We start from the raw sequence: 14,592 nt of genomic DNA on the forward strand, positions 1-14,592 counted from the left end.
GTTTGCATAAAGATCGTTCTGCCGACGAAGATATTGAAAAAGCATGTTGACATTGGCAGATAAAAACTCAGGCTCTGTTGCACGCACACAAGCTGAACCCCTAGAGACCAAACCTCTCTAGAGCCCATGAAAGAGATTCGTCTTCACAAGGAATAGATATTACACAAAAATGATATGATCCATAAACCGAAATAAAAAACATTGAGATTCAAAGCCATAAAATCTGAGAACCTCGAAAAGCTTTCCATTTTTCTGAGCTTTTTCCCTGTAGGCATCATGATGTTTATTCAGTCACTGGGCTGGCCGAATAATTTTGATGACTTCTACAGAGGATTTAACGGAATCAATCCTGATCACAACGTACTCAGCTATGGATGGATTAAATCAGAAGAGATGGTTAAACACATTATTCACGACCCGTTACTAACTTTGAGTAACCAGTTTGATTATCGCTTCCCAATTCTGTCTGGCGTTATCGAAACAATATTGCTTATGTATTTTATGTACATCGTGACGGAATTATCGCTAAAAAGCAACAAAAAAAGTGCTGCTTTTTCAATCATTGTGCTATTGAATATCCTAACTGGCGTTCAAGCTTATATATTTTTACCGCCAGGAGCATTCCCATTGGCTTTCTCGGCGACCTTTTTAATCACGGTACTGGCCAACATTAAATTTGACGCATTATTAATAAGCGAAACTAATAATGCCATCAAAAAGATGCAGGCCGGCCTTGAAATAGTATCAACAGGAACATTGATCCTATTAGAACAAATTGCTTTTATCTTTTACGCGTCTAATTTTTTCCAATCCACAATATTCTGGGCGGCGAGCAATATTCAAAGAATTTATTATCAGCGTCAAACTAAAAATTCAGTAGCACCCTTGAAAAATCTGAATCTATGGTCTGCGGTTAGATTCATACCCTTCCTTATCATTAATCTGATTTGGCGATCAAAATATGGCGCCAATGGTTCAGAAAATTTTAGTAAGTCAGTCAACATCCTTGATGGTGGCATTGCTGCAATTAAATGGAATCTTGCAGGAACAAACCTGGGAGGATTCTTGGGAATGCGTCCCAGAGCGTCAGACCTCTGGGATCAACCACTTTGGATACTTGCAATCTCAGTCCTGGCTGGAATAGTGATTTTCTTTTTAGCACGCTGGGCTGTCAATCAACAAAAACAAGATGGGGTAAATACATCAACTTCCAAACAATTAATTCTGAATTTGCTTTTGTTGGGCATCAGCATTTCTATCGGATGGACAATTCCAGCGTTCAGTGAGCGTTATTACCAAGAACTAATGGAGGTTAAAACTCAGACTTATGCAGCATCGCGTTTCGCTGCATTGGGCTTCATCTTGACCATCGGTGTTCTGACCGGATTTGTTGTATCTCACCTGAAAGCACGACAATGGATGCTACTAGCAGTCATAGTGATGATTAGCAGTGTTTCAATACCACAAAACATTGAATCACTTTCGGATGAGCACTCAAGAACATCCTTGAGATTAACTGATGTTTGCTCGGGGGAAGGTGAATGGAATCAAAAAGAATTCTTACCAAAGACCATCATCTCCCCAGGTGTAGATACACGAATTTGGCTGACAAGCTTCGAAAAAGACTATTTAAATTCTTCTATAGAAATCAAAAGACAAGTGGCAATTAATCAGTTTGAGACCAACTCGCTACGGTTTTGCCGTTGAACAGCTGACATTGTCGAGAAGCTTGACAGTCGTGAAGAAGAACGACTGAACTTAGGATGTTAATGAGTCGATATCGATAGCTTGGGAAGTTGTAAACCATATAAAAATCTTGAATCAGGATTCAGGGCGATCAAGTGGTGCAGGGTTTTCGGTGATGCAGGAGTGTCGATCAGCTGTAGATCTCAGTTGTTTGCGGGCGGCTGCTGACCTGCCTTTCAGAACAACTTCAACGATGCCGTGCAGAAAAGCGGCACGCCGTAATGGAGGATCTGAGCCATCCGGCAATCCTTGTTGCGCATCGCACCAGTCAGAAAGCCGTGTTTAACAAGCATGGTCATGGCTGGTGATCCGCTTCCCGCTTGGATGCAAATCCAGCTCACTCAGCGCACAACGATCAGCACTAAAGCCCGGAGCGCAGCATGGGTATAGGATGATACCCGTGTAAGACTCATTGGTCTCAATGCCATGAGGTTCCTTCCCATTCTCGCTGGACTGATGCTTTGCGCTATCCCAGCTTCAGCCACGAGGCAGATCATTAGGGGAAGCCATGGATTTTCCTCATCAGAAATCGAAAAAATTGAACTCAGCGTTCAACGCTTAGGAGCCCGTGTCATTTGGAAAAGAATCAACTCAGGCGTCTGCGCAAGACAAGGGCTGCTTGGCGTGTACAAACCGGAGCAACGAACTATTTTCTTGTGTCAACAAAGCATCAGACATAACGCCGAGCCATTGATTGAGACGCTCAGGCACGAGGGGTGGCATGTCGTACAGCAGATTTGCAACAACGGTCGACCCGTTCTGAACAAAAAGAAAATATTTGCAAAACTTACTCAATCTGACAAAAAGAATCTCAAAGAATTTTATGATCGAAGTCAATATCATTTAGAAGCTGAAGCACGTGCAATCGAGAAACTGCCAACAGATGCTTATATCAAAGACATTCAACTTCACTGCAAGCACATTTCATCGGACACGATGAAATGAAATTCCAACTGCAGTCACCGCATGACAACGCAGCATCTGAGATTTGCGACTGCTACCAGCGCAAATGACTCCGCCTCACAGTAGGCGTGCCTGCAGCTCGCAATTGCCCGGTTCAGCGATGATTTTGGGTTGCGAGAATGCCTGTCTCCCTGACAGGTCGTGCTTCCCGCAGATTTTCTGCAGGGCCAACCATGGTTCGAAACGCGACACAAGCCACAGCGATGAGACTGTTCCAGCCCGTGACCTCCATCCTCACCCGGACTCAGCAATAAAAAGACCCCACTGCTGGTGCAGTCGGGCCAGGGTGATGGGGATTCACATTTTGGTCTTACCAATACGTCCCGTCAACGCCACATATGGTGCACCAAGCCTGAAATTGATGACAGGGTGTTCCTGGCTACCTATTCCACAGGATTGAACCCTACTCTTGCCTTATCAGGGCCGGGTGATGGGGTTACCCGAGTCAAGACATGAGCCACTGCCCAAGCAGTGGCTTTTTTAATGCCTTGAGATCCAGCATCTTCAGGTGTTGCTGGCTAATCGGGTGATGACAACTCGTGGACATGACCTCAACAGGTTGCCTGGATGACGGGGGTCCACCATGGCTTGACGTTGCATCGATCACTGACGTCAGCAGAGGCCTTCGACAACACCTGTGCGGAGTTCTGAAAGAGAAAACGTTTCTTTCCCATGTCTGAGCCGATATTCCTGCATGGCCACTGAGCTACTGCTACAGCTTGCACTCACTGCAATTGCTGTTGTCGCCAATGCCTTGTCAACTTTTGCTGGCGGAGGTGCGGGCCTCATTCAGCTGCCTGCACTGATCCTCCTTGGGCTTCCCTTCGCCTCGGCCTTGGCCACACACAAACTGGCCAGCGTGGCGCTTGGGGTTGGCGCCGCTGATCGCCATTGGCGGGCCAGCAGCCTCGATTCCCGTTTAAGCCTTTTGATTCTCCTGGGGGGTCTGCCTGGAGTGCTGATCGGGGCACGAAGCGTACTGACCATACCCAATGACGTCGCCACAGCAGGACTCGGCCTGCTGACACTCTTGCTTGGGATGTACTCCAGCCGTTGACCGGAACTCGGAAAGAGCAACCGGACGGTGAGTCACAACAGGCTGCAAAAACTGATCGGAGTGGCTGTGATCTTCATGATCGGCATCCTGAACGGGTCACTGACCTCAGGTTCCGGTCTCTTTGTCACGCTGTGGCTGGTGCGCTGGTTCGGCCTGAGTTATCCAAAAGCGGTTGCACACCCCCTGATTCTCGTCGGTCTGGCCTGGAACGGGACCGGCGCACTGGTGCTCGGTTTCAGCGGTGAAATCCACTGGAACTGGATCCCGGCACTGATTGCGGGATCTCTGGCAGGGGGATATTTCGGTGCTCACCTGTCGCTCAGGAAAGGCAGCAGGCTTGTCAAAAGCGCCTTCGAATGGCTCGCACTGCTGATGGGAGCCTCACTCCTGATCCGAAGCCTTTGAGCTGAAAGCCCTCAGGGAGACGGCAGGTGGCGTATCCGAATGGGCCGGTTCTCTGGGTCTCGCTAGCAAAGAAGCAGCTGAACAATCCCTGAAAATGTCAGATCCTCATAACATGATCAACAACCGTCTTTTAATAATCTGTGCAATTATTGCAACAGTAAGTTCCATTTTTGGTGTTGCTTATCTGAGACCAATTGCAAAACAATCAAGCAACTGGAATGTCTGCTACCGAGATAGTATTGCCTGGTACGAGAAAGCCAAACCGGACTGGTCAGTGCAGGACAAGGAAGTTTTTGCTTCAAATTTCTGCAACGGTGGAATCCCTGTGAGGCCGGGTCCAGGCTTCCAGCTGGCTCCCAGATGAATGGACAAAAGAGGATCCGCTTCGACTGAACCGGAGGGAACCTGATCCTTCAAACACTACAGTTCACAGCTTTACTGAAACCCCAGACTTGCACTGCAGAAGTCAGATCTGATCGGTGCAAGCCAATGACCAGCAAGCCCGGTAAGTGCACTTTCAATCTGAGATTGAATTCATGGCCTTGCCACACCACCAACTGCTCCTGAAATGACAATGGTCAGCTGATTGTCAGAAGCGCAGCCGCATCCCAGGGCCTGCAGGTGTTCCATCAACGGAACCATGGTCTCAGAGTTGCACCCCCTGAGCGCATGTCAGTAGCCATGCTTGAAAGATTACACATCACAGAACAGTTGCCTGAGCTCATGCTGCCTGGACTGGTGATGTCAAAGAAGCACACATCAGCAAACCCTTCATGGAGGGGCGTCCGTTTAACAACTGCGTCATCCACAAACGCGCACAGAACATTTGTTGAACATTCAGTCCAGCGCCAATTCAATCAAAACAACAGGATTTCCTTCCTCGTCTTCAGCTTTCAAGTAGTTAAACCGGTCGTCACCTCCGAGACCAAAACAAGTGTCACTGCAGTGTTGATCACCAGCCTGAAGCCTGATGCCATAGTCCTCAACGAGACGGATACAAGCGCTGATGATGTCCTCATCACTCGCTTTCCAGGGGTGTACACCGCCAAGGTCCTCAGAACTGAGCTGAACGCCCTCCAAGACTGCCGAGATGGGATCTGTCGTCATACTGGACACACAGGGCCTCCAAGGAACCTCACCAGAAGGCTGGACAATGCAACCAGCCAATCTGCTGGAGCTCTCTGTAGAGGGACACAGCATCTGCATAGGCCATATGGATGCGTGACTTGATCAGAGCTGGCTGACTATGGGGCATGGGCCTGCCGTTTTCCACAACCACCTGCACCTCTCCATCAGGGGTGCGGGATTCCTGATGGAACCTCATTGCCCAGTGCGTCTTGGGATCTTCAAGCCAGGCATCCGACATCTTCACTTGCTGATATGACGTCCTTATCGATAGAGGGGCGTACTACCTGATGCCCAGCTCAGTACAAATAAGTACAAGTTGTGCCTCCTGCCCAAGCTGAAAAGGGAGGGACATCAAGGCAGCGCCAACCACCACGGAGTGTTAAGGGAGAGTGCCTCCCAGCAGTTGCTCCTGTTCGCTCTCCAGGATTTTCATCAACTGATGAAGCAAAGCCGCCTCTTGCGGATCTGGAGTATTGCCGCAACCAACCCTGCAAAGCGCAGCCCTGAGCTTTGAGAAGTCAGAGGCAGGAATATTGATTTGAATCTGGTCTTTTGCCATGGGGCAGAATTCGATCCTGTTGTTATCCAAGTTGAATGACTGCGAGGTTCAATCTCAAAAGGGATTGAACTGATAGAGCCAATTCCGCCGTCGTCCAGACAGGACGATCCGACCTGGTACTGGCCAAACCGCCTGAGCTCAAGTCCAAGTCACCTCTAACAGGGCGAGAGCTCCTGCATTTGCTCTAGCCGAAGGCAGAAAACAGTTGCCAGTTCATTTGCTACCTGCACAGGTTCAAAAAAGTAACGCAACACAAACACCATCACACTTGATTCATAAGCCATGAAGTGAATCAATAACAGTTATTGAGCAAAGAACGTTGATCAGAAGCGAAAGACTGCAACGGCACAATTATCCCTGTCGTTCGTTTTTAGGAAGAAAGGGTAGAAAAAGATTGGCATCATCTCTCTTTGCGACAGCCAAGCGCAGTGCATGCAGAACAGCTGGACGCTTTGCGTAGGGAGAAAAATCGAGCAGACCGTCCACGATCTGCTCAGGGCGCCCGTTCTCACTGAGAACATTCAAAACATTGTCCATATCCGCGACAAGCTCGTCTGTTGTCCAAAGACAGTTCTGACGAATGAAATAGCGAACCTCGCCGAACACAACGCCTGAAGGAAGATCAAGCTGTTCTGACAACTCACAAACCTTGTCGTCATTCTCATCAAATGGCTGGTCGAAACCGACTGTGGCAAGCAGTCCGTAGTCGAGAAACATCTGTCGCCAACATGAATTGGATTCAAGACCGGACTCGAGCAGAGCCCATACCCTCAAATGAGCCTCTCTGAAATCTGTTGGTGCGATGGTCATCCGACTGACCCTGAAATCAGCATGCATCCAGGATGGCCACGGTTTTTATTTTTCGCAGTGGTGGGTTGTACAAGGTTTCTCGCAGGAAGCAAGCGGAGAAGACGGATCAGGCAACTGAACCATTGGTGCCATCCAAACCGAAACCCTCTGTTCTGCAGATGAAACACTGGGGGAATGACAGCCCCTTTGCGCTAAGCGTCTTTAGAAAGATGCAGATTCGACAGCAAAACAGCGGTTAAGCCAGTGAATATCAGCCACAAGCTTACACTTTCTGCGAGCAATCATCATCAAAAAATCACGACGCCGATTAAACCCATAGGCCAAAAACTCACTTTGAAGAATATTTTTCTTAGCAATATCATAAAAGCAAAGAGCATCGATCGCTGGAACACGATCTACAAAGTCAAAAAAAGTCGTCATGACAAAACAAATAAAAAACAAAGAGATGATTATCTCCGGATCAATCCACTATCTCCATTTCCATCAAAGAGTCCATCACCCATCCGGGCGTTCTTCAGCGCAATTCCTTCACCCATTCAGGTGGAGCTAGCAGGGCTGGCAACCAGGAAATGCGAACCATGCCTGAGCGACGCATCAGCAGGACAACGTGCATGACAGGTCGAATTGGCCACTGAAAGTGGAAGGCTGGATGCTTGAACCGAGCTCGTGGTGGTGCGGCAAGGAAGCGGCAAGAGTTGCGGTTGACGCAGATCCTTGCAAATCAAGGGGAAGGTCACGCTGAGACATTCGCTTGATCACAATCAGGAACTCCTCCATCGCATCTGACGTTGACCAGCACCCAATCCGCTGAACCGCAACTGCTCCTGATTCATCCCATCGGCGTTGGCCTGTCTTCAAGATTCTGGGATCGCTTCGTCGGTGTCTGGGAAAGGGGAAACGACACAGCCGTCATGATTTCTCCAGATCTTCTCGGCTGCGGGACCGCACCGTGCCCCGCCAGACCTATCACACCGGAAGACTGGGCTGATCCGCTCATCGATCTGATTCAGGAACAACACTCAGGACCTGTCGTTCTGGTCTCGCAAGGAGCTTCACTGCCCATAGCCCTGGAATTTCTGGCCAAGGCTCCAGAACTGGTCAGCGCTTTGGTGGCCATCAGCCCACCAGGCTGGCCAGTCCTGAAGCAGAACGTCTCTCTGAGCCGAGCACGATGGCTCTGGCGGTTCTTTTTCAATGGAGCGTTCGGCAACCTGTTTTACCGATACGCCCGACGACGCGGATTTCTGGACAAATTTTCCAGGAACAACTTGTTTGCCAGGGCTGATGCGGTCGACGCTGAATGGCTTCAGATGCTCAGGGAGGGGTCACGAGCCATGGAGACACGCTGGGCGGTGTATTCATTTCTCGCAGGTTTCTGGCGGCGTGACTGGGAACCTCAGCTAACGGGACTGGACATTCCTGTACAGATCATTTTCGGAACGGACGCCACGGGAATCGGATCGTCAAAAAGCTGGGACGATCTCAACCAGCGACTTCGTACCTACAGAGAAAAAATGCCGAACGCTTCAATCAGCACGATCCCCGGCAGGAACGTTCTCCCCTACGAGTCATCTGAGGAATGCGTCCTGTGCATCAAGGACTGGATCGCAGCGCTTCAACCTTGAACACAGGCGAAGCACGGTGACAGATCAAGTTCAAGTCCGCCTTGGCATGTTTTCATGCACTCAAAACAACGTGAGACGAGCATCGATGCTGAGCTGGGCTTTATCAAAAGCCAGTTGCTCGCACTTGCGTCGAAGCTGACAGCCCGAATGGTCGTCATCTGTTAGAGAGGTCTGAACAAAGGCCCAATGAACGATGCCCGTAGATGTCACGGCAATTCTGGTTTCGTCCACATTCATGGGTGCTGGGCTGGCATTGGCGAAATTCTTTCCCGAATCCTCGCTGCTGGCCGCTTTCTTTTTAGGCGGGCTGGCCCTGGTCAATATTGCGCTTTCACTCGCTGGCTGAAGCAGGGCAAAACGAAGCAGTGATACAACAGGGCCGAAGCTTAAAACCAATACGGAGTCTTAATTGAGCTCGACATTGAACTATCAGGAAACACGTCTTTTCTTAATGGCATGCATTGACAGTTGGCAGCCATCTCGAAAAGCCAAGCATCCGTTAAAAACAATCATTAAATAACCAAGCAAACATCACCACTCTGCAGCGATCTCTACACCGAAATGTTTACCGATCCAGCAAGAGGTACGGTCTACCGTGAGCGAATGCAACGATCAAACCGGGAGCTCATCGACATGATCCGCAAGGACCTGGGACCAGCGACCTTGGGACTCATGCAGAGGAACGTACGATTTGATACGTTATGGAGTGTCATGAGAGGCAAGTCGAGCAGCCGGCTCATGCGTGCTGGGGAGAGGGAGACGTCACACTCCCTCTTTCCGCAAAAATTGCCTGGAACGTCCAGCAAAAGGCGCAGAGATTTTAAGTGGAAATACCCTGAAAGAATCTGGAATAGCAAAACAGCTTGTGCCAGGCGTCTGCAGACTGATCCAGTCAAATCAGACGGTGAATGAACAGTCGGATCGACAATCCTTACTGACGATTCACAGGAGCACCGTCCATTGACTGCAATGTGAAGATCGGCTGACGGCTCAGTGGCTCCTGCATTGGGATTGGAGAAGCCACATGGACTTGCATGAGGCCTTCCCAGACAGCTAATGCCGTCATCAAGCCAGCGGCGATCACAACAACCAGGCAACGGAGTCCAGCAACGATGCCGGACACCATGATCAACCTTGAGCTGAGATCAACAGGCGTCCGTCAACCAGGGCTCGATGTCATCGCGAAATTTCTGCTTCATCCGCTCAGACCTTTCCTTATGGCAGATGCAAGTGAAAACACCAACCAAATCCTTAGGGAGAGACCATTGGAATCAATGCGAATATCAATTAAAGCTATAAAAAAGCAACTAAATACCAGTGGGCACAAGCTCAAGTTTGACGTTATCCCACAATATCAACTTGAAACACGAAGGAATTTCATGCAAATAAAGAGGCTTTACATCATCTAGAAGATGGAGATTAGCTCGATGGCAATCTCGAAGTCGATAATTGGGTATCCGCTCAGAGAGATGATGTATGTGATGATAAGCAATATCTGCAGTAAACCAATTCAAGATTGGAGGCATCTGCAGAAAAGAGGAACCCTCGATTGCTCCCTTGAAATAGCTCCAATTCGACTCATCGCTAGCATAGGAGCCAGGAAAATTATGCTGAACGAAAAAGACTGCGATCATGATCGCAGCGCTTGTACTCATTACCAAGAAATACAGAAACCAAAAATAAAAATGACCTATCGCACTACCTAAAAAGACCCAACATCCAAGCAAGCACATGGAGTTCAAAACAGTGTCATAAACTTCTTCTCTGGTGTAAAAATAACTGGATTGATGAGTGTCAACAAAAAGCAGCAGATTAGTACACTTCCCATGGCGAAGATCAGAAAAAACCATTTCAGAACCAGCGATGATAAGCTCAATAAATCCCAGTAGAAGAGCAATTCTTGGCTTGATGATGAGATAGTAAAAACCACCAGGGAAAAGAAGAATGGGATGGCGCAAAAGACGATAGAAGAACCTAGAACTTGAATTCTTGCTTTTATATTCATCACGCGTAGTCAATGCCGAGGGCCCTCTATATCGGTCCCAGTTACCATTATATTTATGATGGAATGCATGACCTCTTGACCATGGATGATGAGGCATTCCATGAATAATGCTCAAAAAGAAGGCAACGACTCGATTTAACCTTTTAGAGCGAAAAAGACTCTGATGCCCACAATCGTGCATCAGCGAAAAGCTTCGACTCATCAATAAAACGATCAGAGCAAAAAATACAGGAGCCATCAAAAATGATAGCAAGATGAATGACGAAGTAAAGACGATCAATCCCCATATGCAAAAACAAAGAGGAATAGTCGTGCTTAAAACTTGCCATAAAGCGATACGATTATCGCTTGACATGTACGGCTTGAGCTCAAAATCAACTCTGCGAACAGACTTCGGATTTTGAGAACGGTTGATAAAACTATTCAATTGGTGATTGCATTTTGATTTTGTATGAAGCTTTAAAAGAAAACTTTAACGGATATCCCTGGTAAAAGAGGATCATATTTTCAAGACAACGGCATCCAAGCGACAAATGGAGGCATCAGTGGACAGATTTCATTCAGGGCCAGTGGCAACGTCGCATGAATTCAGTCAGATGCGAAACCCTCTGTCTGAACTGGTTCAGCCGAACAAGTCGATTCGCATTGGAGCCAACAGGCCTATGTAACCGTTCATGCACATTGACCTTGATCGTGCATTGAAAAGTGGCGTTGAAGAAACACGTACTACACAGTCACGTACACATACTCATGCAATCGATCTCGCAAATTCACTTGAGGTCAGCACAAGATCTGAGCGCTGTGCAACAGAGAAGCATCGAAACACCGCTGTCAGCAGATCCAGAAGGTTGCATCCAGATTCGCTTCTGAAACAAATTCGACGCAGTATCTACGAGAGCTATTCAACAAAAGCAACCAGACAGGAAAATCTTCAACCTCTTTACCACTTTAATCGCTGGACCCAAAGAGGAATCCCGTTAGGTTTATCAGAGAATTGACTTGCAAATGGATTCGATCGATCTGGAAGTTATCAATGTGCTCTGCTTTCAGCAGATGCTCGAAGCCGTTGAAGAAGAGGATTGGAACGAGGCGGCCATGGCTCTTTACAAGTTGTATGCCATCGAAGAGGGTGAACGCTTCAGTGATCTCAATGAAGAATCATCTGAGTTAAATCAAACACGTGAACCAAAAGCAGCTTAAGTTGGGTAATTCATGCAGATACGATGTCAATTAATGGTCAGACAATAATTTATTGCTTACACTTTAGACCCAAAATTGACTCGAATGCTAGTACGCAAACCATAATTCATCTGAAGAATTTTAAGTAACTTTGATTCTGATTAATCAATCGGCAGAGCAAAACTGCATCAATTCCAAGACATAGCCGTACGGACTTTCAGAATTTTCAATCGATTGCAGGAGACTGAACCTGTCCGATTTTGGTCTTAGCCAACATCGAAGCGGCATCAATTGAATCAATCTTGCAGGTCATAGCAAAAGCAAACAAACAGAGCCTGTCCGCAACATGAGGTGACTTTGAAAATCACAATTAAATCAAGCAGAAACGATATATACTCAAGAAAACAAGAGCAGTGAGTTAATAAGCAGCATTCCCAGCAGAAAATACGATAGTCAACAGCAAACAATTGAACTTAGTTCGCGAAGCCGGAATAAATTAAAAACTTGTTTTGTCGATTAAGAATCATTTTTGTGCAGACCATGCAACTTTTCTACAATTGTTTTTTGCAATTTATCTTTCTTAGAAGTAAGCCAAGTATTAACAGAGATTTTCTCTTCAGCAGTGAGATTCATTTTTTGTACATATTCCTTGGAAGCATCCCAGACAAGAGCCGCAAACTCCTTGGAGTGCTTCAGCCTTTCAGCCACGCTTCCATGAAAATCATCCTCATCCAATAAAGGATGCGAATCAACGATTGCTGTGACATCAACGATTTTCGGTTCAGATTGCTCCGACATGATACTGACTAAGGCAAACCAATAGATAGCCAGTGAGAGAACAAACGGCTAACAGAATCAGAAATCAGCAGCTGAAAAAAACAAATCAACATAAAAAGCGCTCACTCCTGGCAAGTGCATTTCTGTCAACACTATTCAGGCTGCAGGGCCGAATTCGGATAGCTCTGCAGCTGTAGGAGACATTGCCTTGGCCAGAACGAGAAGGTCAGAGGCCAAACCATGCTCTCCTTCACGCAGAAGCAGTTGTCTCAGGCAAATCACATCACCATAACCAGCAGCGGAGGTGCCGTTAATCAGGCCACGTGCAGTGCCGCGTGCGACAGCCAGTTGAAGGGTCATAGTCATGATTCCAGACTGAACCAGACTGATGAACTGGTGGCAAAAACAACCTACAAAGATCCATAATTCGCTCTACATGAAGCAAACCAGCACGTTGACTGAACAAAACGTTCAAATGCCAGAGCAACTCAATCATTGATGAGATAGGTTTAATCTTGATTCAGAAAACGCTTGGACAAATCTAAAAATAATGGTAAATCCTAGAGCTTTAATGATTTTTGAAAACAGAACCAAGTTCAATCAAGAAGACAGAGCGAATAAATTTCGAACCTTATTATTAAAACAGCTTGATTCCGACCTGGTAATGCAAACCATTTGAATCATTCAGCAAGGAGTGAACCGCTAGGGACGTCGTCTGAAAAGGGGCATACGAACAAGTGCACATGATGCGCAATCCATACATCAAAAATCTTCAAAATCACAACAGTTTTCAAGCCACAGTCACCAGCAAAGGTAAGCGAAAATGGTGACATGAATCATGAAGCAAAACTAATAACGGGCTTTTTGGCAATCAACTCAATCATTATCTTTATTGCGCTTTTGATCATGCATCGCATATGACAATCAATGTTATTTAGATATATTGATTGAATTGAACCAACGAATGTGACAGTCATTAAAAGACCTGCTCAAGAAAACTTTTTTAACCAATGACCACCGGTTCTATTCAATGCATGGGATTGAAATGATCAATGGCATCAAAATATTGATCCACCAGTTCAATTGCTGTAACTCCATCAGGCAAGCAATCTTGACAATGATTTTTTAAATACTCAAACCTCAGCATGGCTTCGTTCAACGTTGAGTAATCACCATCCGACACTTCAACACCATCGACCCAATAAAGAATTAAAAAGTTTGTCTTGTGCAAAACCATCAATCAGTTTTTTAGGCGTAATAAAAAAACATCACTGAGTTAACTGTGTGAAATTTAAATACTGTGCTACGCAGCGAATAGATTCAGAATTCTAGCGCTTTACTATTCTGCCAAGCAAATGCCTGAAATGAGATCGAAGCATCCTCAAGGTCAGATCAAGCAATAAGCTACGTTTCATTAGATTCAGCAAAACATACTTTCACGGAATGTGACTGCTTGCCGGCAGGTCTTTCAAACTGCTGGACTCAAATCGAGATACATATTTTTTGAGCAGCAACTTATATACTTGTAGGCCCATAAAAAAGCCAATAAAAACCAGCTTGACTCTCACAAAAAGCTGTTAACTGTCACACCACTTCAAAATAACTATGTCTTCATCACTTTCTTCAAGCATTTCAGGATTGAAATCATTAAACCAAGCAACAAATTCATGAGAGTAGCATTCACCATGAGGGGTTTGAGTGTAATTACCACTTGAAAAGTCAAGTCCGTCCTTGGTCATGGAAAAAGCTTCCGCGTGGTGAATATAAAATGCAAAGTCGTATTTTTTCAAATAAATAGCCTTGTCCAATTCATTTAACTTGCAATCATTAATCCAAAGGCAAATATCATCGCTTTCGTGCATTTTCAGCTGGTATTTATTGACTAAACTGCTGGAAAGCAATATCAATCCCGAATGCAGCTTGTCGTTCCAGTAAAAACCACTCTCATACCTTGCATAATCTTTTGTATCTTCAATGAAATCATCTTTGATGGAATAAAATTTTTCTTCCCATCTTCGATTGTCTTTCGGCTTGTTACTGATCATCATTCAAAGCTAATTTCAAATGGTGCAGACATTTACCAATCTGGATACCATAATTTTAACAGAGATGCCCAAAAGAAAAATTCAAGATCGTTAGCACCTAATCCCAGACGACCTTTATTCCATCCGGATGATCAAAGATATCAATGCGGAACCAATGCTGATACTGGCACAGAACTGCAGCACACTGACTTACTGAAAGCGGTTTAGTGACCCGACAGTCGGATAGTTCTGCATTACAACACTATACAGATAAACACAAAGACCAATCTATTGCCAGTGGTTGCATTCAACTT

General features: G+C 46.2%; 17 protein-coding genes and 1 pseudogene. 6 read left to right on the top strand and 12 right to left on the bottom strand.

The window, feature by feature from the left end; translation table 11 throughout:
* Positions 1-201: 201 nt before the first annotated feature.
* Positions 202-1,707, top strand: coding sequence for a hypothetical protein (locus SIB83_RS01685; protein ID WP_413746590.1), 1,506 nt, complete (start codon positions 202-204; stop codon positions 1,705-1,707).
* A gap of 215 nt (positions 1,708-1,922) precedes the next feature.
* On the opposite strand, the gene SIB83_RS01690 is transcribed toward SIB83_RS01685, so the two are convergent.
* Positions 1,923-2,045 carry a hypothetical protein gene (locus SIB83_RS01690; RefSeq protein WP_413403154.1) on the bottom strand — a complete coding sequence of 41 codons (123 nt, stop codon included), beginning with the start codon at positions 2,043-2,045 and terminating at the stop codon, positions 1,923-1,925.
* Positions 2,046-2,172: 127 nt separating this feature from the next.
* Between SIB83_RS01690 and SIB83_RS01695 the strand changes: the two genes are divergently transcribed.
* Together SIB83_RS01695 and SIB83_RS01700 are read left to right on the top strand one after the other, a co-directional pair.
* Complete coding sequence (locus SIB83_RS01695) at positions 2,173-2,691, top strand: hypothetical protein (protein ID WP_413746591.1); 519 nt, start codon at positions 2,173-2,175, stop codon at positions 2,689-2,691.
* A gap of 712 nt (positions 2,692-3,403) precedes the next feature.
* Positions 3,404-4,171: pseudogene (locus SIB83_RS01700) on the top strand (sulfite exporter TauE/SafE family protein).
* Between the two features lie 837 nt (positions 4,172-5,008).
* Here SIB83_RS01700 and SIB83_RS01705 read toward each other — a convergent pair.
* From SIB83_RS01705 to SIB83_RS01720, 4 genes are all read right to left on the bottom strand, one after another.
* Positions 5,009-5,278 carry a hypothetical protein gene (locus SIB83_RS01705; RefSeq protein ID WP_413746592.1) on the bottom strand — a complete coding sequence of 90 codons (270 nt, stop codon included), beginning with the start codon at positions 5,276-5,278 and terminating at the stop codon, positions 5,009-5,011.
* Between the two features lie 28 nt (positions 5,279-5,306).
* The gene (locus SIB83_RS01710; protein WP_413403168.1) at positions 5,307-5,537 is read right to left on the bottom strand and encodes a DUF1651 domain-containing protein; all 231 of its coding nucleotides are present in this window, start codon (positions 5,535-5,537) and stop codon (positions 5,307-5,309) included.
* Positions 5,538-5,678: 141 nt separating this feature from the next.
* On the bottom strand, positions 5,679-5,858 hold the full coding sequence (locus tag SIB83_RS01715; RefSeq protein WP_413403170.1) for a hypothetical protein: 180 nt from the start codon (positions 5,856-5,858) through the stop codon (positions 5,679-5,681).
* A 351-nt stretch (positions 5,859-6,209) separates the two neighbouring features.
* Positions 6,210-6,668: a hypothetical protein gene (locus tag SIB83_RS01720; protein ID WP_413746593.1), complete on the bottom strand. Its 459-nt coding sequence runs from the start codon at positions 6,666-6,668 to the stop codon at positions 6,210-6,212.
* Positions 6,669-6,911: 243 nt separating this feature from the next.
* Between SIB83_RS01720 and SIB83_RS01725 the strand changes: the two genes are divergently transcribed.
* Positions 6,912-7,283 carry a hypothetical protein gene (locus SIB83_RS01725; RefSeq protein ID WP_413746594.1) on the top strand — a complete coding sequence of 124 codons (372 nt, stop codon included), beginning with the start codon at positions 6,912-6,914 and terminating at the stop codon, positions 7,281-7,283.
* A 173-nt stretch (positions 7,284-7,456) separates the two neighbouring features.
* Positions 7,457-8,293: an alpha/beta fold hydrolase gene (locus SIB83_RS01730; protein ID WP_413746595.1), complete on the top strand. Its 837-nt coding sequence runs from the start codon at positions 7,457-7,459 to the stop codon at positions 8,291-8,293.
* Between the two features lie 60 nt (positions 8,294-8,353).
* On the opposite strand, the gene SIB83_RS01735 is transcribed toward SIB83_RS01730, so the two are convergent.
* The 3 genes from SIB83_RS01735 to SIB83_RS01745 all read right to left on the bottom strand — a co-directional run bounded on the left by SIB83_RS01735 (position 8,354) and on the right by SIB83_RS01745 (position 10,653).
* Positions 8,354-8,530, bottom strand: a complete 177-nt coding sequence (locus SIB83_RS01735) for a hypothetical protein (protein ID WP_413746596.1) — start codon at positions 8,528-8,530, stop codon at positions 8,354-8,356.
* A 694-nt stretch (positions 8,531-9,224) separates the two neighbouring features.
* A complete protein-coding gene (locus SIB83_RS01740) occupies positions 9,225-9,419 on the bottom strand; it encodes a hypothetical protein (RefSeq protein ID WP_413746597.1) in 195 nt (64 codons plus the stop codon).
* A gap of 181 nt (positions 9,420-9,600) precedes the next feature.
* Positions 9,601-10,653, bottom strand: a complete 1,053-nt coding sequence (locus SIB83_RS01745) for a fatty acid desaturase (RefSeq protein ID WP_413746598.1) — start codon at positions 10,651-10,653, stop codon at positions 9,601-9,603.
* Positions 10,654-11,303: 650 nt separating this feature from the next.
* On the opposite strand from SIB83_RS01745, the gene SIB83_RS01750 reads away from it, so the two are divergent.
* Complete coding sequence (locus SIB83_RS01750) at positions 11,304-11,498, top strand: hypothetical protein (protein WP_413403182.1); 195 nt, start codon at positions 11,304-11,306, stop codon at positions 11,496-11,498.
* Positions 11,499-11,993: 495 nt separating this feature from the next.
* On the opposite strand, the gene SIB83_RS01755 is transcribed toward SIB83_RS01750, so the two are convergent.
* The 4 genes from SIB83_RS01755 to SIB83_RS01770 all read right to left on the bottom strand — a co-directional run bounded on the left by SIB83_RS01755 (position 11,994) and on the right by SIB83_RS01770 (position 14,302).
* Positions 11,994-12,275, bottom strand: coding sequence for a hypothetical protein (locus SIB83_RS01755; protein ID WP_413403184.1), 282 nt, complete (start codon positions 12,273-12,275; stop codon positions 11,994-11,996).
* Positions 12,276-12,410: 135 nt separating this feature from the next.
* A complete protein-coding gene (locus SIB83_RS01760; RefSeq protein ID WP_413403188.1) occupies positions 12,411-12,620 on the bottom strand; it encodes a hypothetical protein in 210 nt (69 codons plus the stop codon).
* A 661-nt stretch (positions 12,621-13,281) separates the two neighbouring features.
* On the bottom strand, positions 13,282-13,491 hold the full coding sequence (locus tag SIB83_RS01765; protein ID WP_413403190.1) for a hypothetical protein: 210 nt from the start codon (positions 13,489-13,491) through the stop codon (positions 13,282-13,284).
* A 340-nt stretch (positions 13,492-13,831) separates the two neighbouring features.
* Entirely contained in the window at positions 13,832-14,302 is a 471-nt protein-coding gene (locus SIB83_RS01770) for a hypothetical protein (RefSeq protein WP_413746599.1), read from the bottom strand.
* Positions 14,303-14,592 lie beyond the last annotated feature (290 nt).

It is taken from the genome of Synechococcus sp. MIT S9507, from assembly GCF_047304715.1.
In the GTDB taxonomy this organism is placed as follows: domain Bacteria; phylum Cyanobacteriota; class Cyanobacteriia; order PCC-6307; family Cyanobiaceae; genus Synechococcus_C.

Coding starts and splice junctions, on each gene's coding strand:
- SIB83_RS01715 (WP_413403170.1), bottom strand. CDS start 5,858: ATGGCAAAAGACCAGATTCAAATCAATATTCCTGCCTCTGACTTCTCA.
- SIB83_RS01695 (WP_413746591.1), top strand. CDS start 2,173: ATGAGGTTCCTTCCCATTCTCGCTGGACTGATGCTTTGCGCTATCCCA.
- SIB83_RS01690 (WP_413403154.1), bottom strand. CDS start 2,045: ATGACCATGCTTGTTAAACACGGCTTTCTGACTGGTGCGATGCGCAAC.
- SIB83_RS01770 (WP_413746599.1), bottom strand. CDS start 14,302: ATGATGATCAGTAACAAGCCGAAAGACAATCGAAGATGGGAAGAAAAA.
- SIB83_RS01710 (WP_413403168.1), bottom strand. CDS start 5,537: ATGTCGGATGCCTGGCTTGAAGATCCCAAGACGCACTGGGCAATGAGG.
- SIB83_RS01735 (WP_413746596.1), bottom strand. CDS start 8,530: ATGAATGTGGACGAAACCAGAATTGCCGTGACATCTACGGGCATCGTT.
- SIB83_RS01755 (WP_413403184.1), bottom strand. CDS start 12,275: ATGTCGGAGCAATCTGAACCGAAAATCGTTGATGTCACAGCAATCGTT.
- SIB83_RS01740 (WP_413746597.1), bottom strand. CDS start 9,419: ATGGTGTCCGGCATCGTTGCTGGACTCCGTTGCCTGGTTGTTGTGATC.
- SIB83_RS01750 (WP_413403182.1), top strand. CDS start 11,304: ATGGATTCGATCGATCTGGAAGTTATCAATGTGCTCTGCTTTCAGCAG.
- SIB83_RS01765 (WP_413403190.1), bottom strand. CDS start 13,491: ATGGTTTTGCACAAGACAAACTTTTTAATTCTTTATTGGGTCGATGGT.
- SIB83_RS01760 (WP_413403188.1), bottom strand. CDS start 12,620: ATGACTATGACCCTTCAACTGGCTGTCGCACGCGGCACTGCACGTGGC.
- SIB83_RS01745 (WP_413746598.1), bottom strand. CDS start 10,653: ATGTCAAGCGATAATCGTATCGCTTTATGGCAAGTTTTAAGCACGACT.
- SIB83_RS01705 (WP_413746592.1), bottom strand. CDS start 5,278: ATGACGACAGATCCCATCTCGGCAGTCTTGGAGGGCGTTCAGCTCAGT.
- SIB83_RS01720 (WP_413746593.1), bottom strand. CDS start 6,668: ATGACCATCGCACCAACAGATTTCAGAGAGGCTCATTTGAGGGTATGG.